The sequence below is a fragment of the Streptococcus mitis genome (assembly GCF_009496285.1).
Lineage (GTDB): Bacteria > Bacillota > Bacilli > Lactobacillales > Streptococcaceae > Streptococcus > Streptococcus mitis_BP.
The window spans coordinates 23,279-46,019 of the sequence record NZ_WIJK01000007.1 but is presented as its reverse complement, the minus strand read 5'-3'; the positions used below and the strand labels follow the sequence as shown (position 1 = coordinate 46,019).

Below are 22,741 nucleotides of genomic sequence, written 5' to 3'. Positions count from 1 at the left end.
AGGAGAAAATATGGAAGAACTTATTGAGAAAATCAAAGAATATAAAATTATCGTTATCTGTGTTAGTTTGGGTTTGGTCTTGGGTGGATTTTTCCTCCTAAAACCAGTCGCTCAAACACCTGCTAAGGAAAGTAATTTGCAGTCTGAAGTTATAGCTGTTCCAAAGGATTCGACGGATGAAAAGGAAGATGGAAATCAGAAGGAAGAAGTAGTGGAGCAAGATCTGATTACTGTCGATGTCAAAGGGGCTGTCAAAACACCAGGGATTTATGATTTGCCAGTTGGAAGTCGTATCAATGATGCTGTTCAAAAAGCTGGTGGACTGACAGATAATGCAGACAATAAATCTATCAATCTTGCTCAGAAAATTAGTGACGAAGCACTTGTCTATGTTCCAACTAAGGAAGAAGCTACCAGTCAAGCAACACAATCAAATGCTTCTAACAGCAAGGAAAATAAGAAAGTCAATCTCAATAAAGCCAGTTTAGAGGAACTGAAACAAGTCAAAGGCTTAGGTGCTAAACGTGCTCAAGATATTATTGACCATCGTGATTCCAACGGTAAGTTTAAGTCAGTTGATGAGCTCAAAAAGGTTTCTGGTATTGGTGCAAAAACGATAGAAAAGTTAAAAGAGTATGTTACAGTGGATTAGTCGCTTTCCAATTCCAAAAATCTATCTTAGTTTTCTTTTGCTATGGCTCTATTATGCAATCTTTTCAGCAAATTTCTTAGCACTTTTGGGCTTTGTCTTTTTACTAGTCTGCCTCTTTTTCCAATTTCCATGGAAGACGGTAACCAAGGTCCTCTTGATTTGCAGCATATTTGGGAGTTGGTTTATTTTTCAAAAATGGCAGCAAGAAGAAGCCAATCGGAATCTTGTAGACACGGTTGATACAGTGCGAATATTACCGGATACCATCAAAGTAAATGGAGATAGCTTATCTTTTCGTGGCAAGGCTGAGGGCAGACTCTTTCAGGTTTATTATAAACTCCAGTCAGAAGCTGAAAAGGAAAAATATCAAGAGTTGTCTGATCTGCATGAAATGGTTGTGAAAGGCAAGTTAGCTAGTCCTCAAGGAGCCAGTAATTTTGCGGGTTTTGATTATCGAAACTATCTCAAAACGCAAGGAATTTATCAGACCTTAACCATATCCGAAATTGTGGAATTAAAGCAAATTTCCAGTTGGGATATTGGAGAAAATCTATCTAGTTTGCGAAGAAAAGCAGTTGTCTGGATTAAACGGAATTTTCCTGACCCCATGCGCAACTATATGACAGGTCTTTTATTGGGACACTTAGATACAGACTTTGAGGAAATGAACGAACTTTATTCCAGTCTAGGGATTATTCACCTGTTTGCTTTATCTGGAATGCAAGTGGGATTTTTCATGGATGCTTTTAAAAAGTCACTCTTGCGATTGGGCTTGACACAAGAGAAGTTCAAATGGCTAACTTATCCCTTTTCTTTGTTTTATGCAGGCTTGACAGGATTTTCAGCTTCAGTTATTCGTAGTCTTCTACAAAAGCTATTGGCTCAGCATGGCTTTAAGTCACTGGATAATTTTGCTTTAACGATTCTTATTCTATTTTTAATCATACCGAACTTTTTCTTAACTGCTGGGGGAGTTCTTTCCTGTGCGTATGCCTTTATTCTGACAATGACTGGTGAGGAAGTAGCAGGGATAAAAGGTTTGATTAGAGAGAGTTGTATTATTTCCTTGGGAATTCTGCCAATTTTATCTTTTTACTTTTCTGAATTTCAACCGTGGTCCATTCTTTTGACCTTTGCTTTTTCATTATTATTTGATATGGTTCTGTTACCACTCTTATCGATTCTCTTCTGTCTGTCATTTATATATCCCATCACCCAGTTCAACTTTCTATTTGAATGGCTAGAAAACATCATACGATATATTTCTCAGCTATCTACGAGACCTCTTGTTTTTGGTCAGCCGAGTCTTTGGATTTTAATCCTTCTTTTGATTACTTTAGCTCTCATCTACGACTATCGAAAGAATGTGAAAAAAATATCTATACTTGTTATAGTTGCCATCTCACTCTTTTTAGTAACCAAGCATCCACTAGAAAATGAAATCACAGTCCTAGATATGGAACAGGGACGAAGCATTTTCCTAAGAGACATGACAGGAAAGACCATACTACTGGATGTTGGTGAAAAGCTAGCAGTTGAAAAGAAAGAAGTCTGGCAGGAGAAAGCTATTACCAGCAATGCCAAACGTAGTTTAATTCCTTATCTGAAAAGTCGAGGAGTGGCCAAGATTGATCAGCTGGTTTTAACGACTAGTGATACTAAGCAGTTAGATCATGTGTTAGAAATGAGTAAAGCCTTCGAGCTTGAAGAGATCCTAGTAACTGAAGAAACATTATCTAAAAGAGAATTTATGGATAAGCTGAAGGAGAGAAAAGTCAACCTACGTTCAATTAAAAAAGGAGACAGCTTATTTGTTTTTGGGAGTAGTTTGGAAGTAATCGAAACTCAAAATAAGGATAAAAATGATTCAATTACAATGTATGGAAAGTTACTAAACCAAACCTTTCTAGTTACTGGAAATATAGAGGAGAAGTTTTTAACGAGTCATTATCCAAAACTCCAAGCAGATGTAGTGATAACTCATCAGCAAGCATCGAAGAAAAAGACAGATATCGAAATCTTCAAAAATGTACACCCAAAAATCACGGTTATTTCGGTAGACAAGAAGAAAAAATTCAAAGAAAAAAATGGGGAAAGTAACCAAGAACTTGGGAATTCTATATACCAAACGAATCAAAAGGGCGCCATTCGTTTCAAGGGATGGACTACTTGGAATGTTGAAACTGTTCAATAACGTTTTCAGAGAAAACTAAACATTAAAATTGTCTAAACAATCATTCAAGGCTTGATTTTGAACCCTGTTTACTATAAAATAGTTAAGATTGGTGTCAAACTTTTATATTGCAAATAGGAGAAAAAATGACAAAAACTTTGAAACGTCCTGAGGTTCTATCACCTGCAGGAACTCTTGAAAAACTAAAAGTAGCTGTTCAATACGGAGCAGATGCTGTCTTTATCGGTGGTCAGGCCTATGGTCTACGTAGCCGTGCTGGTAACTTCACTTTCGAACAAATGGAAGAAGGAGTTCAGTTCGCGGCTAAGTATGGAGCTAAGGTATATGTGGCTGCTAATATGGTTATGCACGAAGGAAATGAAGAAGGTGCCGGAGAATGGTTCCGTAAGTTGCGTGATATTGGTATTGCAGCGGTTATCGTTTCTGACCCTGCCTTAATCATGATTGCAGCAACAGAAGCACCAGGACTTGAAATCCACCTTTCAACACAAGCTAGTGCGACCAACTATGAAACTCTTGAATTCTGGAAAGAACTTGGATTGACTCGCGTTGTTTTGGCGCGTGAGGTTTCCATGGAAGAACTGGCAGAAATCCGAAAACGTACAGATGTGGAAATCGAAGCATTCGTACATGGTGCGATGTGTATTTCCTACTCTGGTCGTTGTACGCTTTCTAACCATATGAGTATGCGTGACGCCAACCGTGGTGGATGTTCACAATCTTGCCGTTGGAAATATGACCTTTACGATATGCCATTTGGTAAAGAGCGTAAGAGTCTCAAGGGAGAAATTCCTGAAGAATTTTCAATGTCAGCCGTTGATATGTCTATGATTGATCATATCCCAGATATGATTGAAAATGGTGTGGACAGTCTTAAAATTGAAGGTCGTATGAAGTCTATTCACTATGTTTCAACAGTTACAAACTGCTACAAGGCTGCCGTTGATGCCTACCTCGAAAGTCCTGAAAAGTTTGAAGCTATCAAGCAAGACTTGATTGATGAAATGTGGAAGGTGGCCCAACGTGAATTGGCCACAGGTTTCTACTACGGGACACCATCTGAAAATGAACAACTGTTCGGTGCTCGTCGTAAGATTCCAGAATACAAATTTGTTGCTGAAGTAGTAGCTTATGATGATGCAACACAAACAGCAACTATTCGCCAACGTAACGTTATCAACGAAGGAGACCAAGTTGAGTTTTATGGCCCAGGTTTCCGCCATTTTGAAACTTATATCGAAGACCTTCATGATTCAAAAGGAAATAAAATCGACCGTGCACCAAACCCAATGGAACTCTTGACCATCAAGGTTCCTCAACCAGTACAAGCAGGTGATATGGTGCGTGCTTTGAAAGAAGGCTTGATCAATCTTTACAAAGAAGATGGAACAAGCGTTACTGTTCGTGCCTAGATAAGGGAAAATCATGGTTCAAGCTCAGGGATTACTGGTAGATGATGAAAGCAGATGTGTTCATTATCATACTGACAAAGATATCGTTGCGCTCCAGTGTTATGAGTGTCAGAAATACTATGCTTGTTATCAATGCCACAATGCATTAGAAACACACACATTTTCTCCCTACCCTTTAAGACTTAAACAGGATAAACCCATCTTATGTGGTTCCTGTAAGAAGACACTAACTTATGAGGAGTATAGAGAAAAGGGGAGCTGTCCTTATTGTGCAGCACTCTTTAATCCAGCTTGCCAGAGTCACCATTCCTATTATTTTAAATAAGAAACGATAAATCCAGGTTGTAAAACTTGGATTTTTGTTTTCAGAAAAACAGGAAAGATAAGGAAAACAATCTGAAAAGACATTAAAATTTTCTATAAAATTGACTTGAAAATCGTAAAAATAGAAATAAATGATTAGAAACGCTTTCAATGCTAGTAAAAAGTTGACAAAAGCAAATTTTAGGACTAAACTAGGGAAGTAAATTTATTTAAAAAAGGAGAATTCGTCATGAATTTAACATTTTTCGGTCTATGTCTTGCCTGTATGGGTGTATCTCTTGCAGAAGGATTTTTGATGAACGGTTTGTTCAAATCTGCAGCACGCCAACCAGATATCATCCCACAATTGCGTAGTTTGATGATCATGGGGATCGCCTTTATCGAAGGAACATTCTTTGTAACTCTCGTATTTTCATTTATCATCAAATAAAGAGAAGTATAAAATGGAAAAGGGAGGATTCTAGATGGAAGAAAGTATCAATCCAACCATCAATATTGGTCCTGTTACCTTTGATTTAACCTTGACAGCATTGACTTTGTTGTCTGTGGCACTTATTTTTAGCTTTATCTATTGGGCAAGTCGTAATATGACTGTAAAACCCAAAGGAAAGCAAAATGTACTCGAGTATCTCTATGACTTTGTAGTCGGATTTACAGAACCTAACGTAGGTTCACGGTACATGAAAGATTACTCACTCTTTTACTTGTGTTTATTTCTTTTTATGGTTATCGCAAATAATCTTGGTTTGATGGCGAAACTTCAAACTACAGATGGGACAAACCTTTGGACATCGCCAACAGCAAATCTCCAGTTTGACTTGGCTTTGTCATTCGGAATTATCCTGATGACCCATATTGAAGGAATTCGTCGTCGCGGTGTTAAAAAATATCTAAAAGGTTTTGTAACCCCAGGTTTCATGACACCGATGAATCTCCTTGAAGAAGTCACGAATTTCCTATCACTTGCCTTGCGGGTGTTCGGGAATATCTTTGCCGGAGAAGTGATGGCAAGCTTGCTGATTACTCTCTCTCATCAGGCACTTTATTGGTATCCAGTCGCATTTGTTACCAATCTTGTCTGGACGGCATTTTCTGTGTTTATTTCCTGTGTTCAGGCCTATGTATTCACAGTCTTGTCTTCTATGTATCTAGGAAATAAAATTAATGATGAAGAGTAGAAAGGAGTAAATGATGCACGTAACAGTAGGTGAATTGATTGGTAACTTTATTTTAATTGCTGGCTCTTTTATCCTTTTGATCGTCTTAGTCAAAAAATTCGCATGGTCAAACTTGACAAGTGTCTTCGAAGAACGAGCAGAAAAGATTACTGCTGATATTGATGGTGCTGAACAAGCTCGTCAAAAAGCAGAAACTCTTGCTCAAAAGCGTGAAGATGAATTAGCAGGTAGCCGAAGCGAAGCTAAAACTATCATCGAAAATGCTAAGGAGACAGCTGAAAAGAGCAAATCAGATATTCTGGCTGAAGCTAAGCTAGAAGCTGGCCGCTTGAAAGAAAAAGCTAACCAAGAAATTGCGCAAAACAAAGCTGAGGCTTTACAAAGCGTTAAAGGTGAGGTAGCAGATTTGACAGTTAGTCTAGCTGGAAAAATTATCTCACAAAACCTTGACGGTCATGCCCATAAAGAACTCATTGATCAGTATATCGATCAGCTAGGAGAAGCTTAATGGACAAAAAGACAGTAAAGGTAATTGAAAAATACAGCATGCCTTTTGTCCAATTGGTGATTGAAAAAGGAGAAGAAGATTCTATCTTCTCAGACTTGACCCAGATTAAGCAAGTCGCTGAAGAAACAGACTTGCCTTCTTTTTTGGCTCAGGTAGATGTTGATGAGTCTGACAAGGAAAAAACAGTCAGTTATTTCCAAGATTCTGCATCGCCATTATTACAAAACTTCATTCAAGTTCTGTTGTACAATCATCGATCAAATCTTTTTTATGATGTGATTGTAGATTGTTTAAACCGTCTTGAGAGAGAAACGAATCGTTTTGAAGTAACGATTATGTCTGCTCATCCTTTAACGGATGAACAAAAAGAACGTTTGCTTCCAATTATAGAGAAAAAGATGTCTTTAAAAGTGCGTAGCATTAAAGAAGAAATCGACGATAGTTTAATCGGTGGTTTTGTTATTATCGCCAATCACAAGACAATTGATGTTAGTATTAAACAACAACTTAAAGTTGTTAAGGAAAATTTGAAATAGAAAGTGGTGTTCTTTTGGCAATTAACGCACAAGAAATCAGCGCTTTAATTAAGCAACAAATTGAAAATTTCAAACCCAATTTTGATGTGACTGAAACTGGTGTTGTAACCTACATCGGTGACGGAATTGCGCGTGCTCATGGCCTTGAAAATGCCATGAGTGGAGAGTTGTTGATTTTTGAAAACGGCTCTTATGGTATGGCGCAAAACTTAGAATCAACTGATGTTGGTATTATTATCCTTGGAGACTTTACAGATATCCGCGAAGGCGACACCATTCGTCGTACAGGGAAAATCATGGAAGTTCCAGTTGGTGATAGCTTGATTGGACGTGTCGTGGATCCACTTGGTCGTCCAGTAGATGGGCTTGGTCCAATCGACACAAACAAGACTCGTCCAGTTGAAGCACCAGCACCTGGGGTAATGCAACGTAAATCAGTATCAGAACCATTGCAAACTGGTTTGAAAGCTATTGATGCCCTTGTTCCAATCGGTCGTGGACAACGTGAGTTGATTATCGGTGACCGTCAAACAGGGAAAACCACCATCGCTATCGATGCAATCTTGAACCAAAAAGGTCAAGATATGATTTGTATCTATGTAGCGATTGGTCAAAAAGAATCAACAGTTCGTACACAAGTAGAAACACTTCGCCAGTACGGAGCCTTGGATTACACAATCGTCGTGACAGCGTCAGCTTCACAACCTTCTCCATTGCTTTTCCTTGCACCTTATGCAGGGGTTGCTATGGCCGAAGAATTTATGTACCAAGGTAAGCATGTCTTGATCGTTTATGATGACTTATCTAAACAAGCGGTAGCTTATCGTGAACTTTCTCTCTTGCTCCGTCGTCCGCCAGGTCGTGAAGCCTTCCCAGGGGATGTCTTCTACCTTCATAGCCGTCTACTTGAACGTTCAGCTAAAGTTTCGGATGAATTGGGTGGAGGATCTATCACAGCCCTTCCGTTTATCGAGACACAAGCCGGAGATATCTCAGCCTATATCGCTACAAACGTAATCTCTATTACAGATGGACAAATCTTCCTTGGCGATGGACTCTTTAATGCAGGTATCCGTCCAGCTATTGATGCAGGTTCTTCCGTATCTCGTGTTGGTGGTTCTGCACAGATTAAGGCCATGAAGAAAGTTGCTGGTACACTCCGTATCGACCTTGCTTCATACCGTGAGTTGGAAGCCTTCACTAAATTTGGTTCTGACTTGGATGCGGCTACTCAGGCTAAATTGAACCGTGGTCGTCGTACTGTAGAAGTATTGAAACAACCTGTTCACAAACCATTACCTGTTGAGAAACAAGTTACTATTCTCTATGCTTTGACCCATGGTTTCTTGGATACAATTCCTGTAGACGATATCGTTCGTTTCGAAGAAGAGTTCCATATGTTCTTTGATGCTCAACATCCTGAGATTTTGGAAACCATTCGTGAAACAAAAGACTTGCCAGATGAAGCAGTCTTGGATGCTGCGATTACTGAGTTTCTCAATCAATCAAGCTTCCAATAAGAATAGAGGTGTCAGATGGCAGTATCTCTAAATGATATTAAAACAAAAATCGCCTCAACAAAAAATACTAGTCAAATCACTAACGCAATGCAGATGGTTTCTGCAGCTAAGTTAGGTCGTTCTGAAGAAGCAGCACGTAACTTCCAAGTTTATGCACAAAAAGTACGTAAACTGGTTACAGATATCCTTCACGGAGATGGCGCTGGCGGATCAACAAACCCAATGTTGATTAGTCGCCCCGTCAAAAAAACAGGCTATATCGTCATTACATCTGACCGTGGTCTTGTTGGAGGATATAATTCTTCAATCTTAAAAGCTGTCATGGAAATCCAGCAAGAATACCATCCTTCAGGTGATGATTTTGAAGTCATCTGTATTGGTGGTATGGGAGCCGATTTCTTCAAATCACGCGGTATTCAACCAATCTATGAATTGCGTGGACTTGCAAGCCAACCAAGTTTTGATGAAGTTCGTAAGATTATCACAAAAACGATTGAAATGTATCAAAACGAACTTTTCGATGAGCTCTACGTTTGCTACAACCACCACGTGAATACATTGACAAGTCAAATGCGTGTAGAACAGATGCTTCCAATCGTGGACTTGGATCCAAATGAAGCAGATGATAACTATAGCTTGACCTTTGACCTTGAAACAAGTCGTGAAGAAATCTTGGATCAATTGCTACCACAGTTTGCAGAAAGTATGATTTATGGTGCTATTATTGATGCCAAGACAGCTGAAAATGCTGCAGGTATGACAGCCATGCAAACAGCGACTGATAATGCAAAAAAAGTGATTAATGATTTGACAATCCAGTATAACCGTGCTAGACAGGCGGCGATTACACAAGAAATCACAGAAATCGTGGCAGGAGCTAGCGCTTTAGAATAAAGCCATCCTGCTCATATCAATGAACTTAGGACCTAGCAAAACTAGGAACCGACAGTATCTTATATAGAATAGGAGAAGGAGATGAGTTCAGGTAAAATTGCTCAGATTATCGGACCCGTTGTAGACGTTTTGTTTGCAGCAGGGGAAAAACTTCCTGAGATTAACAATGCACTTGTCGTCTACAAAAATGACGAAAAGAAAACAAAAATCGTCCTTGAAGTAGCCTTAGAGTTGGGGGATGGTATGATTCGTACCATCGCCATGGAATCAACAGATGGTTTGACTCGTGGAATGGAAGTATTGGACACAGGTCGCCCAATCTCTGTACCAGTAGGTAAAGAAACCTTGGGACGTGTCTTCAACGTTTTGGGAGACACTATTGACTTGGAAGCTCCTTTTGGAGAAGATGCAGAGCGTCAGCCAATTCATAAAAAAGCACCTACTTTTGATGAGTTGTCTACCTCTTCAGAAATTTTAGAAACAGGGATTAAGGTTATCGACCTTCTTGCCCCATATCTTAAAGGTGGTAAGGTCGGACTCTTCGGTGGTGCCGGAGTTGGTAAGACTGTCTTGATCCAAGAATTGATTCACAACATTGCCCAAGAACACGGTGGTATCTCAGTATTTACTGGTGTTGGGGAACGTACTCGTGAAGGGAATGACCTTTACTGGGAAATGAAAGAATCAGGCGTTATCGAAAAAACAGCCATGGTATTTGGTCAGATGAATGAGCCACCAGGGGCACGTATGCGTGTTGCCCTTACTGGTTTGACAATCGCTGAATACTTCCGTGATGTAGAAGGTCAAGATGTTCTTCTCTTTATTGACAACATTTTCCGTTTCACACAAGCTGGTTCAGAAGTATCTGCCCTTTTGGGTCGTATGCCATCAGCCGTTGGTTACCAACCAACCCTCGCAACAGAAATGGGTCAATTGCAAGAACGTATCACTTCAACTAAGAAAGGTTCTGTAACCTCTATCCAGGCTATCTACGTGCCAGCGGATGACTATACTGACCCAGCGCCAGCAACAGCTTTCGCCCACTTGGATTCTACAACCAACTTGGAACGTAAATTGGTTCAATTGGGTATCTATCCAGCCGTTGATCCACTTGCTTCGAGCTCTCGTGCTTTAGCGCCTGAAATCGTTGGAGAAGAGCATTATGCAGTAGCTGCTGAAGTTAAACGTGTCCTTCAACGTTACCATGAATTGCAAGATATCATTGCTATCCTTGGTATGGATGAACTTTCTGATGAAGAAAAAACTTTGGTTGCTCGTGCCCGTCGTATTCAGTTCTTCCTTTCACAAAACTTCAACGTTGCGGAACAATTTACTGGTCAACCAGGTTCTTATGTTCCAGTAGCGGAAACAGTTCGTGGATTTAAGGAAATTCTTGATGGAAAACACGATCATCTCCCAGAAGATGCCTTCCGTGGAGTAGGTTCAATCGAAGATGTTATTGCTAAGGCTGAAAAAATGGGATTTTAAGAGGTGATCTATGGCTCAGTTAACTGTCCAGATCGTGACACCAGATGGCCTCGTCTATGATCACCATGCCAGCTTTGTATCAGTTCGAACTCTGGATGGTGAGATGGGGATCTTGCCACGACATCAAAATATGATTGCGGTATTAGCAGTTGATGAAGTTAAAGTCAAACGTATTGATGATGATTCTCATGTCAACTGGATAGCAGTAAATGGAGGAATCATCGAGATTGCAAATGATGTGATTACTATCATTGCAGACTCAGCTGAGCGTGCTCGTGATATCGATATTAGCCGTGCAGAACGTGCCAAACTTCGTGCAGAACGTGAAATTGAAGAAGCACAAGACAAACACTTGATTGACCAAGAGCGTCGTGCTAAGATTGCATTACAACGTGCTATTAACCGAATCAATGTCGGAAATAAACTATAAAAAAATGAGGTTGGGACAAAAAGATCCCGACCTCATTTTTTATTAGCAATCAAACTTTGACGCGGTAGCTGATTGAACTTTTTGTTCGTCTTTTAGACTCCAAAAAGCTCCTAATCATCCTCGCGGGGCTGGGACTACAAAATCGAGACTTTGTCTATCGATTTCTGTCCCACCGCCATTTTTCTATGTTTAAAAAGTGACGCAAACCGCTTCAGGTACGTGAAAGTCATTGGAAAGTTCTGCAAGACGACCAGTCTCTGGATTACGTTTAAAGACAGTTGCATTATCAGAATCCTGATGAACAGCGATGAGAAATTCTTGGTCTGGTGAGAGAATAAAATCTCGAGGAGTTTTTCCGTTTGTAGGAACGAATTCCAACAATTCTAAACTACCATCAGCTAGAATAGTGTAAACTACAATAGAATCATGACCACGGTTTGATGCGTACAGGTATTTTCCATCTTGTGAGAGACGAATAGCAGCAGTTCCATTAAAGTCATTAAATCCTTCAGGAAGGGTAGAAATAACTTGCATTTTTTCAAATGCACCAACACCATCATAAATCAATACTTCAATTGTACTATTGAGTTCACAGATGAGATAAGCAATCTTGTAGTGGTTGTGAAAAACAAGGTGACGTGCACCAGCACCAGGACTGCAATTGTAGGTAATTATCTTATTTAGTTTTCCTTCTGGATTGACATCATAAGTAGTAACCTCATCAGTACCTAAGTCGCAAGTCACTAAATACTGATCTGGTGTTAAATCTGTAAAGTGTACATGTGGAGAAGTTTGATTTTCATGAGGACCATGACCGCTATGCTGAACTGTATCAGCCAATTCTAGACTACCATCTTCTTTACGTTTATAGACCAAAACTTGTCCCTTGTGATAGTTAGCCCCATATACTAGGCTACGTTTCTCGTCAACTGCAACATAACAGTGAGGAGCACCTTCTGTCACAACATGGTTTAGCAAAGTACCATCTGTTTGATAGGCAGCAATTCCACCTTGTCCATCTTTGCTACCGACAGTGTAGAGGTGATTTTCTTGATCAAAGGCAAGATAGGTGGGACTTGGCTCAGCTGCAAATAGTTTAAGATTGGATAGTTGCCCAGTTTCTGTATCAAAATCAGCTTGATAAATCCCTTGGGATAAACGACGTGTGTAAGTTCCGAAATAAATTGTTTCAATCATAGCTATACCTCTAAATAAAGATGTTTCTATTATATCATAAATTAGGAGGCCTGAAGAAAATAGTGAAAAAAGTATGAAACATCTAAGTATAAAATTAGTAAAATGCAAGGTAGCTTTGTTAAAGTTCTCAATCGTCACCTCAACACTTTAAAAACAGTTTATTCCCTATAAAAATGGTATAATGAAAGGACAAAGGAAAGGAAGTAGATATGGAACAAAAAGAGAAACATTTTAATTTATCTTGGTTTTTTAAATGGTTTTTAGATAATAAGGCTGTTACAGTTTTTTTGGTAGCCTTGTTACTAGGTCTGAATATTTTTATTTTAAGTAAGATTAGTTTTTTATTTATCCCTGTCGTTGATTTTTTATCAGTTGTCATGTTACCTGTTATTTTATCAGGATTGCTTTTTTATTTGTTAAATCCACTGGTAGATTTGATGGAGAAGTACAAGATAAATCGTGTCTTAGCAATTAGTATTATCTTTGTCATTATTGCCATACTCTTGATTATTGGTCTGGCAGTTGCGATTCCAAATCTTCAACGTCAAGTAGTTATTTTTGCGCAAAATGTACCAAATTATCTCGAAGATGCTGACAGAGTTATTGATGATCTTGTAACTAAGCGGTTACCAGATGACTTTAGACCTCAACTAGAACAGGTTCTGGCTCAATTCTCAACACAAGCAACTGCTTGGGCAAGTAATATTTCATCAAAAGCTGTGAACTGGGTGAGTGCTCTTATTAGTGGAACGTCACAAGTCATTGTTGCTTTGATTATCATGCCCTTTATGCTCTTTTATCTCCTTAGAGATGGAAAAGGTTTGAGAGATCATATCACACAATTCTTACCTAATAAATTGAGAGAACCAGTAGGTAAGGTTCTAACGGATGTGAACCAACAACTTTCTAACTATGTGAGAGGACAAATTACTGTTGCTGTTATCGTAGCGATTATGTTTATCATCTTCTTTAAAATTATTGGTTTGAGATATGCGGTGACTCTTGGTATTACTGCTGGGGTCTTAAATCTTATCCCTTATCTTGGAAGTTTCCTTGCTATGATACCAGCTCTGGTCTTAGGGTTAATTGCTGGACCAGTTATGCTCTTGAAAGTTATTATCGTTTTTATCGTAGAGCAGACAATTGAAGGTCGTTTTGTGTCTCCATTGATTTTAGGTAGTCAGCTAAACATCCATCCAATCACTATTCTATTCGTTTTGTTGACGTCTGGTTCTATGTTTGGTGTTTGGGGAGTCCTATTGGGAATTCCTGTTTATGCTTCAGCCAAAGTTGTTATTTCAGCGATTTTTGAATGGTATAAAAAAGTTAGTGGTCTGTATGAGTTAGAAGAGGAGGTTGAAGGTGAGCAATAGTCAAGAAATGCTTGAAGCTTTGGATCAGCAAGATTTAACAAGAGCTGATTACTATTTTCAAAAAGCATTGGTAGAAGACTCTGATGATCTTGTTCTGGAACTGGCTTATTATCTAGAAGGTATTGGTTTTTATCCACAAGCTCGTCAAATCTATGAAAAACTAGCTCCAATATTTCCAGAAGTAAATCTCAATCTAGCTAGTATCGCAAGTGAAGACGGACAAATCGAAGAAGCTTTTGCTTATCTGGAAGAAATTCAACCCAATAGCGATTCTTATGTATCTGCTCTTGTTTTAAAGGCTGATTTCTATCAAATGGAAGGATTGACGGATGTAGCTCGCGACAAGCTATTAGAAGCTCTTAATTACTCTGATGATCCTTTATTGATTTTTGGGCTAGCAGAGTTAGATAGTGAACTTGGAAATGATTTAGAAGCGATTAAGGGCTATGCTCAACTGGATAATCGTGAAATATATGAGCAGACAGGGATTTCGACCTATCAACGAATTGGAACTGCCTATGCTCGACTTGGAAAGTTTGAATCAGCCATAGAGTTTTTAGAAAAAGCTTTAGAGTTAGATTATGAAGATCAGACTGCATTTGAATTAGCAAGTCTTTACTTTGATCAAGAGGAATATCAAAAGGCAGTTTTATATTTTAAACAGCTGGATACTATTTCTTCAGATTTTGAAGGGTATGAGTATGGTTATAGTCAGGCTCTACATAAGGAACACCAGACTGAGCAAGCCTTACTGATAGCTCAACAAGGTTTGGAAAAAAATCCATTTGAAACACGTTTACTACTCCTTGCTTCACAATTATCTTACGAATTGCATCAACCTGAGCAGGCGGAAGCTTATCTTCTTCAAGCTCAAGAAGATGCGGAAGACCAAGAAGAAATCCTCTTGCGACTAGCAACCATGTATCAGGAGCAAGAACGGTATGAGGATATTCTAGCCTTAGAAGTATATGGGCCAGAAAATCTCTTGACTAAGTGGATGATTGCACGGAGTTACCAAGAAACTGAAGATTTGGATGTTGCCTATGAATCTTATCAGGCATTGGTTTCAGAACTCAAGGAAAATCCTGAGTTTTTAGAGCAATACATTCATCTATTACGCGAACTTGGAAGGTTTGAAGAAGCAAAAGAACAGGTCCAACACTATCTCAAGTTGGTTCCTGATGACATACAGATGCAAGATTTGTATGAACGTTTATGATGATACCAAAATAGTCGTCTTAGCAGGCGACTATTTTTATAAAATGAAAGATTTAAAAATATATAATTTCTATCATAAAAATGAATAGATACAGTATGAATTTTTAGCTTTTTTTTGATATAATTGTTATAGTTAAATTGAAAAAACTCACTCAAAAAGTGAAACATAGAAAGATTTGAATTATGACACAAGTAAAAATCGTAACAGATTCGTCAGTTACCATTGAACCAGAAGTGGTCAAAGAATTAAATATTACCGTCGTTCCGCTCTCTGTAATGATTGATAGTGTTCTTTATTCGGATGCTGATCTTGAAGAAGGGGAATTTCTTCGCTTGATGAAAGAGAGTAAAAATCTGCCTAAAACAAGTCAACCTCCAGTTGGACTCTTTGCTGAGATTTTTGATGAGTTAAGTAAAGACGGTAGTCAAATTTTAGCCATTCATATGTCTCATGCCTTATCAGGAACTGTCGAAGCAGCTCGTCAGGGTGCAAGTTTGTCAACGGCTAATGTGACCGTATTGGATAGTTCCTTTACAGACCAAGCCCTAAAGTTTCAAGTGGTTGAAGCAGCTAAGTTAGCTCAAGAAGGACAAAACATAGAAACAATTGTGGCTCATGTTGAAGAAGTCAAGAAAAACACAGAGCTCTACATCGGTGTTTCTACCTTGGAAAACCTTGTTAAAGGTGGCCGTATTGGCCGAGTGACAGGTCTTTTAAGCTCTCTATTAAATATCCGCGTAGTCATGCAGATGAAAGATGATGAATTGCAACCAATCGTTAAAGGACGTGGAGCAAAAACCTTTAAGAAATGGTTGGATGAACTAGTTTCAACACTGTCAGAGCGTTCTGTTTCTGAGATTGGTATTTCCTATTCTGGAACTAGGGACTGGGCAGAAGAGATGAAAGAAATCCTACAACCATTCGTTGAAAAACCAATCTCTGTACTTGAAACAGGTTCTATTATTCAGACCCATACAGGTGAAAATGCTTGGGCTATTTTGGTCAGATACGAGTCCTAAAAAAATAAAGAAAATAGCAAGAAATAGCGTTTTTGACTTGACCTACAAGAGAATTTAGGATATGATTGTAATTGTTAATTAGAAAATATTTGGAGGAATTATTAACATGGCAAACAAACAAGATTTGATCGCTAAAGTAGCAGAAGCTACAGAATTGACAAAGAAAGACTCAGCAGCAGCAGTTGATGCTGTATTTGCAGCAGTAGCTGATTACCTTGCAGCTGGTGAAAAAGTTCAATTGATTGGTTTTGGTAATTTCGAAGTTCGTGAGCGTGCAGCACGTAAAGGTCGCAACCCACAAACTGGTAAAGAAATCACTATCGCAGCTTCAAAAGTTCCAGCATTCAAAGCTGGTAAAGCTCTTAAAGACGCTGTTAAATAATGAATTTAGAAAAAGCCTATTGTATCAAGCTTTCTAGCTTGGTCGATAGGCTTTTTTGTAGTTTTTGGGCAAAAAGGGGGCAGGAGAGAACAGTATTTTCTATACCAGTCATAGATTTTAAGCTCTACTATTGGTAAGAATAGTGAGGCTGAGAAGCCTATCTCAAGTTAGGCTTGCAAAGAAAAGATTTAGGTCACCATCCATACAATTGGCACTAAATAGAGAGCAAACAAGGATGGTGAGAAGAGTTTCCTTTCAAGTATTGAGCCCCTTATAGTATTTATTGACAGAGTTAGTGAAAGGGTTTACAATTATATAAAAGAAGTTAGGAGGAAAGGAAGATGATTATTTCAACTACGGGAATTGAAGGGAAAAAAATCCTAGCCTACAAAGGAATTGTCTTTGGTGAAGTAGTTGCTGGAGTTAATATGTTCAAAGATATGGCTGCTGGCTTCCGTAATGTTTTTGGAGGTCGAGCGAGTAGTTATGAAGGTGAATTGACTCAAGCAAGAGAAGAAGCTATAGCAGAAATGATGGAGCGTGCAAGTGAACGTGGAGCAAATGCTATTATAGGTATAAAAATGGACTATGAAACCTTAGGTGCTGAAAATGGTATGCTGATGGTCACCTGTAGTGGAACAGCAGTGGTGGTTGACTTTTAATTTGAGGAACAAAAAAAGAACAGTCGGAACTGTTCTTTTTATGATTATTTGAGACCGTATTTTTTGTTGAAACGATCCACGCGTCCATCTGCTTGAGTGAACTTTTGACGTCCAGTGTAGAATGGGTGTGAGTCTGATGAAATTTCCACACGGATCAATGGGTAAGTTTCGCCTTCGAACTCAACAGTTTCGTTAGAGCGTTTTGTTGAACCGCTAAGGAATTGGTAACCAGTAGTTGTGTCCATGAAGACAACTGGGCGATATTCTGGATGGATATCTTTTTTCATTTTGCAATATTTCCTTTCTGCCATGGTCTCTTTGCGAGCCATAGATTGTTACCATACTAGTCTATCAGATTCTGATAAGTTTGGCAAGCTTTTTATCTATTTTTTCAGTAAGTTTTTTAATTTTTGATAGATAACTTCATTTTCCTCTAGGCTATAGGAGTTAGCACCACTTGCAAGTGGGTGACCTCCACCATCATGTTCTTTTGCAACACCATTGATTGGAACGAATTTACTGCGAAGTCGAACGCGATAGTGGCCATCTGCTTGTTCCACAAATATTCCCCAAAGATTAACTGTATCGATACGGCCTGGAGCTCCAACAATGGCTGCTGTTTCTGCATCTGTTACCTGATATGTTTTTAGAATTTCTTGAGTCAGTAAGACACGTGCGATACCATTTTCATCAACTTCTAGGTGATCATAGACATAACCTTGAAGTTTAGCAATTTTAAAGCTCATAGTGTCCATTTTACGTGTTAATTCAGCATAGTCAAAGTTATGTTCTCTTAGTTTACTAGCAATTCGAAGGGTACGAGCAGAAGTAGACGGATAAAGGAAACGGCCTGTATCGCCAATAATTCCAGCGCAGAGCATTTTAGCAGCGTAGTCGGATAATTCTAGGTTAGTTGCTTCAGCAAAGAGAGCAATCATCTCACTGGCACTGCTAGAGTTGGTATCTACCCAAACAAGATCTCCATAGACTTCGTCATTTGGATGGTGGTCAATCTTAATGAGAAAATCACCTTGACTATAGCGCTTATCATCAATACGAGCAGTATTAGCTGTATCACAGACGATGACAAGGGCTCCTTGGTAGGCACTATCTTCGACAGAATCCATTTCAGCCATCCAAGTAAGAGTTGGTTCATCAAAACCAACGGCTTTGATGGTTTTTTCTGGGAAATGATGTTCCAGCAAGGATTTCAATCCAGCCTGACTTCCCAAGGCATCAGGGTCTGGTTTCATATGACGATGAATGATAATCGTGTCGTATTCTTTGATTTTTTCTAAAATTTGGTGGCAAATTTCCATAAGTGACCTCAATTCTTTCTTATTTCATTTTAGCACAAGAGTTTTTATTTTTAAAATGAAAAAGATGTGATATAATGGAGAAAGATAAATTGAGGAGGACGATATGGCATTAGCAAAAATTGTATTTGCCAGTATGACCGGTAATACCGAAGAAATTGCAGATATTGTAGCAGATAAATTGCGTGAATTGGGCTTAGAGGTGGATGTTGATGAGTGTACAACTGTTGACGCATCTGACTTTCTTGAAGCAGATATCGCAATCGTTGCAACCTACACTTACGGTGATGGAGAGTTACCAGATGAGATGATGGACTTCTACGAGGACCTAGCAGATCTTAATTTGAGTGGTAAAATCTACGGTGTAGTAGGATCAGGTGATACTTTCTACGATGAGTTCTGTAAAGCTGTTGATGACTTTGATCGTGTATTTGTGGCAACAGGAGCTGAAAAGGGATCAGAGTGTGTCAAAGTGGATCTCTCTGCAGAAGAAGAAGATATCGAACGCTTGGAACAATTTGCAGAAGAATTGGCTGCTAAAGTAGGATAAGCATGAAGTTGCACTGATGAAAGTTGTCAGTGCAGTTTTTGTTAGATAACCCTAAGAATGTACTGGCCCATTTAGAAGCTTTTTGATACAATCATTCAAATAATGAAGGAGACTCTATGGATTTAGATATTATTAGACAAGAAATCGATCAAATTGATGACCAAATCGTAAAACTCTTAGAAGAAAGAATGCATCTAGTTGAGGGTGTAGTGGCTTATAAAAAAGCTTCAGGAAAAGCTATTCTCGATACTAAAAGAGAAGAAGCCATCTTTGAGAAGGTCAGAAGTCATGTCAGAAATAAAAAATACGAAGAGACAATCGTTGAGACTTTTTCTGATATTCTCAAACGTTCACGCGATTATCAGGATAAAAACATCAAATGAAAAAAGAACAATTTTACCCACTAGGAATCTTTCTAGCTGCCATGCTAGGAGGACTTATCCGATATCAGATTTCGAGATGGTTGCCAGCTAGTCCAGGCTTTCCATGGGGAACTCTCTTTGCTAACTATCTAGGAATTTTCTGCTTAGTCTATCTTGTCAAAGGTTATTTGGTTTATAAGGGAAGCAGTAAAGGTGTCATTTTAGCGCTTGGAACTGGCTTCTGTGGAGGATTAACGACTTTTTCAAGCCTCATGTTAGATGGCGTAAAATTGCTGGATAGAGGTTCTTACCTAAGTCTAGTAGTCTATCTAGTTCTGAGCATTGGTGGTGGACTTTTATTGGCTTATTATTTAGGGAGGAAGAAATGGTAGTATTATATCTAGCACTTGCTTGTGGATTAGGTGCTCTCGTGCGTTATTTCTTTTCACGTTATAATCAGGGTTCAGTACTGCCTCTAGGAACTCTCATAGCTAATCTACTGGGCTGTTTTTTGATCGGCTTATTTTACAATCATGTGGAGTCTAAAGAAGTATATCTTATCCTTGCCACAGGATTTTGTGGAGGTCTAACCACTTTTTCAACCTTGAATGACGAACTCCAAAGGTTGCTAAGCGATAAGAAGGTATTTTATTCTTACCTGATTTTGACCTACCTAGGTGGTTTAGTTGCGATTTTTTTAGGAATTCTGCTATAAATTTCTTTACTTTTTTGTGGAAATTTGGTAAACTGTATCTTGTGTGTAATGGACGCACAAAAATACAGTTTATCCGCTGAGGAAGATTCCTCAAGATTGACAAAGATAGGAGAATAAAATGAATCCATTAATCCAAAGCTTGACTGAAGGTCAACTTCGTACAGATATCCCATCATTCCGTCCTGGTGACACTGTTCGTGTACACGCGAAAGTTGTCGAAGGTAACCGTGAACGTATCCAGATTTTTGAAGGTGTTGTTATCGCACGTAAAGGTGCTGGTATCTCAGAAAACTACACAGTTCGTAAAATCTCTAACGGTGTAGGTGTTGAGCGTATCTTCCCAATCCACACTCCACGTGTTGAAAAAATCGAAGTTGTACGTTACGGTAAAGTACGTCGTGCGAAATTGTACTACTTGCGTGCACTTCAAGGTAAGGCAGCTCGTATCAAAGAAATCCGTCGTTAATTCGACTAAAGAACTCTGCTCATTCAGCAGAGTTTTTATCTAGCTCCCTTAGTTCAATGGATATAACAACTCCCTCCTAAGGAGTAGTTGCTGGTTCGATTCCTGCAGGGGGCAGTAATCAGACATCAAAAACCGCTCGGCTGAGCGGTTTTCATCTATTCTTTCCTTTTACAACACCCAAGTTCGAATGGCATGGGCTACGCCAGATTCATCATTTGTTTTGGTGATGTATTTGGCGATTTTTTTGAGTTCTGGATTTCCATTTTCCATAACAACTGGGTTACCTACTACTTCAAGCATAGCACGGTCATTTTCTTCGTCTCCGATAGCCATGGTTTCATCCTTGCTTAGTCCAAGTTTTTCAGCTAGGTGAGTGATAGCTGAGCCCTTGTCTACATTCTTTTTAAGGAGCTCAAGGTAGAAAGGAGCAGATTTGTTGATGGAGTAGCGCTCATAAAATTCTGCAGGAATCTTTTCAATAGCGGCATCCAGAATTTCAGGCTCATCGATAAACATACACTTGACGATTTCCTTGTCAGCCATTTCTTCAGGTGTACGGTAGAAAATAGGCATGCTGACGAGGGTTGATTCGTGAACGGTATATTTTCCGATATTACGATTGGCAGTATAGATGCCGTCCTTGGTAATAGCGTGCATATGGACGCCAAGTTTGCGGCTAAGGAATTCCATATCCAGATAATCCTCATAAGTCAAGGATTCGCTGATAATTTCATGTCCTGTAGCTGTTTCTTGAACAAGGGCACCGTTGAATGTAACAACGTAGTCACCTTGGTCTCTCAACTGCAAGTCATCCAGAAGTTTGGCAACACCTGCGATAGGGCGGCCAGTTGCAATCACGACTTTGACATCAGCTTTTTTGGCATCTTGGATGGCAGAAAAGACTTCAGGAGTGATTTCCTTTTGGCTATTGACTAGGGTTCCGTCAATATCGACGGCGATTAGTTTAATACTCATAAATTTCCTCTTCTAGTTTTTATTTGGAGTAAAATGATCATTCTCAATCAAGTGTAAAAATTGCTGGGTAATGCTTGCAAAAATGCTATTTTGGTCCAACATTTCTTTCGGGAAATAAAAACGATTATCTCCGTGGCGACTGCCAGCAAGGGATTGAACGATAGGCGAAAGGCTAGAAAGTTCTGCTAGTTCACCATTTTTCTGTAAAATCTCAATCTGTGTCCGTGGGTTTTCTGATTCGGGCCGATAGATATCATAAGGAAGGTCAAAGTTCTTATGAATAGCTGTGTAGTAGTCGGGATCAAAGCCGATGTCTTCTACTAATTTTCTCATAGATGCAAGCTGTTCTTGATCTTCTTGTGAAAAGGTAATGGATTTAAAGACTTTGCGATTGACAAAACGTTGTGACAGGTCTGCTAGTATCTTGTCAGGACTAGTCATCCAGAGCTGGAAGTAGGTATTCATCACACCATCATCCAGAGCCAGATAGTCAGCTAAGATAACATTTTTTTCGAAAAATGGCAGTAGATGCGGGGATGTAAGAGTAAAGAAGTCTTTGTTATCTGGATAAAGTTCTTTAGCACGTTTCAAAAGATTCTGCAGAAGAACTTCCATAGCACGTGTTGCAGGATGGAAATAAACCTGCATATACATTTGATAGCGACTAAGAACATAGTCTTCGATGGCATGCATCCCGTTTCGTTGAAAGGCAATTCCGTTCTCGATAGGGCGAATAACTCGTAAGATACGTGTTAGGTCAAATTCCCCATAAGAAGCCCCTGTAAAATAGGAGTCACGTAAGAGATAGTCCATGCGATCTGCATCGATTTGACTCGAAATCAGCTGGACCACCTGCTTATTTGGATAAGTGTGGTCTATAACGCTAGCTACCTTTTCAGGAAAATCTGGCGCTACTTGTAGCAGGACTTGATGAATTTCCGTCTCAGGACTTTGGATAATTTCCTGCGTAATCGCCTCATGATCGGTATCAAAGAGATTTTCAAAGGTATGCGAGTAGGCTCCATGGCCTAGGTCATGAAGGAGGGCTGCAGTCATGGTTAGGAGGGACTCCGAAGGATCCCATTCTTTAGGATACTTTTCCTCAAAAATCTCGGTGATGCGACGTGCAATCTCGTAAACACCTAGACAGTGAGAGAAACGACTATGTTCTCCACCATGAAAGGTGTAACTGGATGTTCCTAGTTGCTTGATACGACGCAAGCGTTGAAATTCTTTGGTATTGATTAAGTCATAGATAATCTGATTATCAACATGGATATAATTGTGAACAGGGTCACGAAATACTTTTTCATTCATAAAACCATTATAGCAAAAAGCTACAGTTTTTGGTAAAATAGTAGGATAAGAG

27 protein-coding genes and 1 tRNA gene are annotated in these 22,741 nt (G+C 39.2%); 23 read left to right on the top strand and 5 right to left on the bottom strand.

From position 1 onward, the window contains the following. Nucleotides 1-10: 10 nt before the first annotated feature. The 12 genes from GEZ89_RS03565 (at nt 11) to GEZ89_RS03510 (ending at nt 11,136) form a co-directional block, all read left to right on the top strand. Complete coding sequence (locus GEZ89_RS03565) at nt 11-652, top strand: helix-hairpin-helix domain-containing protein (protein WP_075231238.1); 642 nt, start codon at nt 11-13, stop codon at nt 650-652. Then, complete coding sequence (locus GEZ89_RS03560) at nt 636-2,846, top strand: ComEC/Rec2 family competence protein (RefSeq protein ID WP_153224989.1); 2,211 nt, start codon at nt 636-638, stop codon at nt 2,844-2,846. The genes GEZ89_RS03565 and GEZ89_RS03560 overlap by 17 nt, the downstream gene beginning before the upstream one ends. Nucleotides 2,847-2,971: 125 nt before the next feature. Next, a complete protein-coding gene (locus tag GEZ89_RS03555; protein ID WP_006150948.1) occupies nt 2,972-4,258 on the top strand; it encodes a peptidase U32 family protein in 1,287 nt (428 codons plus the stop codon). A gap of 13 nt (nt 4,259-4,271) precedes the next feature. After that, nucleotides 4,272-4,583 (top strand): CHY zinc finger protein, encoded by a 312-nt coding sequence (locus GEZ89_RS03550; protein ID WP_153224988.1) that lies wholly within the window; start codon nt 4,272-4,274, stop codon nt 4,581-4,583. Nucleotides 4,584-4,811: 228 nt separating this feature from the next. Further along, complete coding sequence (locus GEZ89_RS03545; protein ID WP_001054552.1) at nt 4,812-5,012, top strand: F0F1 ATP synthase subunit C; 201 nt, start codon at nt 4,812-4,814, stop codon at nt 5,010-5,012. A 34-nt stretch (nt 5,013-5,046) separates the two neighbouring features. Beyond that, nucleotides 5,047-5,760, top strand: a complete 714-nt coding sequence (atpB, locus tag GEZ89_RS03540) for a F0F1 ATP synthase subunit A (RefSeq protein WP_153224987.1) — start codon at nt 5,047-5,049, stop codon at nt 5,758-5,760. A 13-nt stretch (nt 5,761-5,773) separates the two neighbouring features. After that, a complete protein-coding gene (gene atpF / locus GEZ89_RS03535; protein ID WP_153224986.1) occupies nt 5,774-6,268 on the top strand; it encodes a F0F1 ATP synthase subunit B in 495 nt (164 codons plus the stop codon). After that, nucleotides 6,268-6,804 carry a F0F1 ATP synthase subunit delta gene (locus GEZ89_RS03530; protein ID WP_049549329.1) on the top strand — a complete coding sequence of 179 codons (537 nt, stop codon included), beginning with the start codon at nt 6,268-6,270 and terminating at the stop codon, nt 6,802-6,804. The genes atpF and GEZ89_RS03530 overlap by 1 nt, the downstream gene beginning before the upstream one ends. Nucleotides 6,805-6,818: 14 nt before the next feature. Then, complete coding sequence (gene atpA, locus GEZ89_RS03525; RefSeq protein ID WP_000996628.1) at nt 6,819-8,324, top strand: F0F1 ATP synthase subunit alpha; 1,506 nt, start codon at nt 6,819-6,821, stop codon at nt 8,322-8,324. Between the two features lie 15 nt (nt 8,325-8,339). Beyond that, nucleotides 8,340-9,218, top strand: coding sequence for a F0F1 ATP synthase subunit gamma (locus GEZ89_RS03520; protein ID WP_045763457.1), 879 nt, complete (start codon nt 8,340-8,342; stop codon nt 9,216-9,218). Nucleotides 9,219-9,299: 81 nt separating this feature from the next. Next, on the top strand, nt 9,300-10,706 hold the full coding sequence (gene atpD / locus GEZ89_RS03515; protein ID WP_153224985.1) for a F0F1 ATP synthase subunit beta: 1,407 nt from the start codon (nt 9,300-9,302) through the stop codon (nt 10,704-10,706). Nucleotides 10,707-10,716: 10 nt separating this feature from the next. Then, nucleotides 10,717-11,136 carry a F0F1 ATP synthase subunit epsilon gene (locus tag GEZ89_RS03510; protein WP_049503620.1) on the top strand — a complete coding sequence of 140 codons (420 nt, stop codon included), beginning with the start codon at nt 10,717-10,719 and terminating at the stop codon, nt 11,134-11,136. A gap of 189 nt (nt 11,137-11,325) precedes the next feature. On the opposite strand, the gene GEZ89_RS03505 is transcribed toward GEZ89_RS03510, so the two are convergent. Continuing rightward, nucleotides 11,326-12,333, bottom strand: coding sequence for a lactonase family protein (locus GEZ89_RS03505; RefSeq protein WP_153224984.1), 1,008 nt, complete (start codon nt 12,331-12,333; stop codon nt 11,326-11,328). Between the two features lie 209 nt (nt 12,334-12,542). On the opposite strand from GEZ89_RS03505, the gene GEZ89_RS03500 reads away from it, so the two are divergent. The 5 genes from GEZ89_RS03500 to GEZ89_RS03480 all read left to right on the top strand — a co-directional run bounded on the left by GEZ89_RS03500 (nt 12,543) and on the right by GEZ89_RS03480 (nt 16,988). Beyond that, on the top strand, nt 12,543-13,706 hold the full coding sequence (locus GEZ89_RS03500) for an AI-2E family transporter (protein ID WP_153224983.1): 1,164 nt from the start codon (nt 12,543-12,545) through the stop codon (nt 13,704-13,706). Then, entirely contained in the window at nt 13,696-14,925 is a 1,230-nt protein-coding gene (locus GEZ89_RS03495; protein ID WP_322741475.1) for a tetratricopeptide repeat protein, read from the top strand. Before GEZ89_RS03500 ends, GEZ89_RS03495 begins: the two co-directional genes overlap by 11 nt. Nucleotides 14,926-15,107: 182 nt before the next feature. Beyond that, entirely contained in the window at nt 15,108-15,944 is an 837-nt protein-coding gene (locus GEZ89_RS03490) for a DegV family protein (RefSeq protein ID WP_153224982.1), read from the top strand. 106 nt (nt 15,945-16,050) lie between these two features. After that, a complete protein-coding gene (locus GEZ89_RS03485) occupies nt 16,051-16,326 on the top strand; it encodes an HU family DNA-binding protein (protein ID WP_001284633.1) in 276 nt (91 codons plus the stop codon). Nucleotides 16,327-16,667: 341 nt separating this feature from the next. Continuing rightward, on the top strand, nt 16,668-16,988 hold the full coding sequence (locus GEZ89_RS03480; protein ID WP_153224981.1) for a heavy metal-binding domain-containing protein: 321 nt from the start codon (nt 16,668-16,670) through the stop codon (nt 16,986-16,988). A gap of 44 nt (nt 16,989-17,032) precedes the next feature. Here GEZ89_RS03480 and GEZ89_RS03475 read toward each other — a convergent pair whose 3' ends face one another. Further along, nucleotides 17,033-17,275 (bottom strand): type B 50S ribosomal protein L31, encoded by a 243-nt coding sequence (locus GEZ89_RS03475; RefSeq protein WP_000710764.1) that lies wholly within the window; start codon nt 17,273-17,275, stop codon nt 17,033-17,035. Nucleotides 17,276-17,371: 96 nt separating this feature from the next. Continuing rightward, nucleotides 17,372-18,307: a DHH family phosphoesterase gene (locus GEZ89_RS03470; RefSeq protein ID WP_153224980.1), complete on the bottom strand. Its 936-nt coding sequence runs from the start codon at nt 18,305-18,307 to the stop codon at nt 17,372-17,374. Between the two features lie 103 nt (nt 18,308-18,410). Between GEZ89_RS03470 and GEZ89_RS03465 the strand changes: the two genes are divergently transcribed. The 6 genes from GEZ89_RS03465 (at nt 18,411) to GEZ89_RS03440 (ending at nt 20,511) form a co-directional block, all read left to right on the top strand. Continuing rightward, nucleotides 18,411-18,854 (top strand): flavodoxin, encoded by a 444-nt coding sequence (locus GEZ89_RS03465; protein ID WP_001162134.1) that lies wholly within the window; start codon nt 18,411-18,413, stop codon nt 18,852-18,854. 116 nt (nt 18,855-18,970) lie between these two features. Beyond that, complete coding sequence (locus GEZ89_RS03460) at nt 18,971-19,237, top strand: chorismate mutase (protein WP_153224979.1); 267 nt, start codon at nt 18,971-18,973, stop codon at nt 19,235-19,237. Further along, nucleotides 19,234-19,608, top strand: a complete 375-nt coding sequence (crcB, locus tag GEZ89_RS03455; RefSeq protein WP_153224978.1) for a fluoride efflux transporter CrcB — start codon at nt 19,234-19,236, stop codon at nt 19,606-19,608. The genes GEZ89_RS03460 and crcB (GEZ89_RS03455) overlap by 4 nt, the downstream gene beginning before the upstream one ends. Next, nucleotides 19,602-19,931, top strand: coding sequence for a fluoride efflux transporter CrcB (gene crcB, locus GEZ89_RS03450; RefSeq protein ID WP_153224977.1), 330 nt, complete (start codon nt 19,602-19,604; stop codon nt 19,929-19,931). Before crcB (GEZ89_RS03455) ends, crcB (GEZ89_RS03450) begins: the two co-directional genes overlap by 7 nt. 118 nt (nt 19,932-20,049) lie before the next feature. Further along, nucleotides 20,050-20,397 (top strand): 50S ribosomal protein L19, encoded by a 348-nt coding sequence (gene rplS / locus GEZ89_RS03445; RefSeq protein ID WP_001068669.1) that lies wholly within the window; start codon nt 20,050-20,052, stop codon nt 20,395-20,397. A 42-nt stretch (nt 20,398-20,439) separates the two neighbouring features. Continuing rightward, a tRNA-Arg gene (locus tag GEZ89_RS03440) sits at nt 20,440-20,511 on the top strand. 54 nt (nt 20,512-20,565) lie between these two features. Here the strand turns inward: GEZ89_RS03440 and yidA are convergent. Beyond that, nucleotides 20,566-21,372: a sugar-phosphatase gene (gene yidA / locus GEZ89_RS03435; RefSeq protein WP_153224976.1), complete on the bottom strand. Its 807-nt coding sequence runs from the start codon at nt 21,370-21,372 to the stop codon at nt 20,566-20,568. A 12-nt stretch (nt 21,373-21,384) separates the two neighbouring features. Further along, nucleotides 21,385-22,689, bottom strand: coding sequence for an HD domain-containing protein (locus GEZ89_RS03430; RefSeq protein ID WP_153224975.1), 1,305 nt, complete (start codon nt 22,687-22,689; stop codon nt 21,385-21,387). Nucleotides 22,690-22,741: the final 52 nt, after the last annotated feature.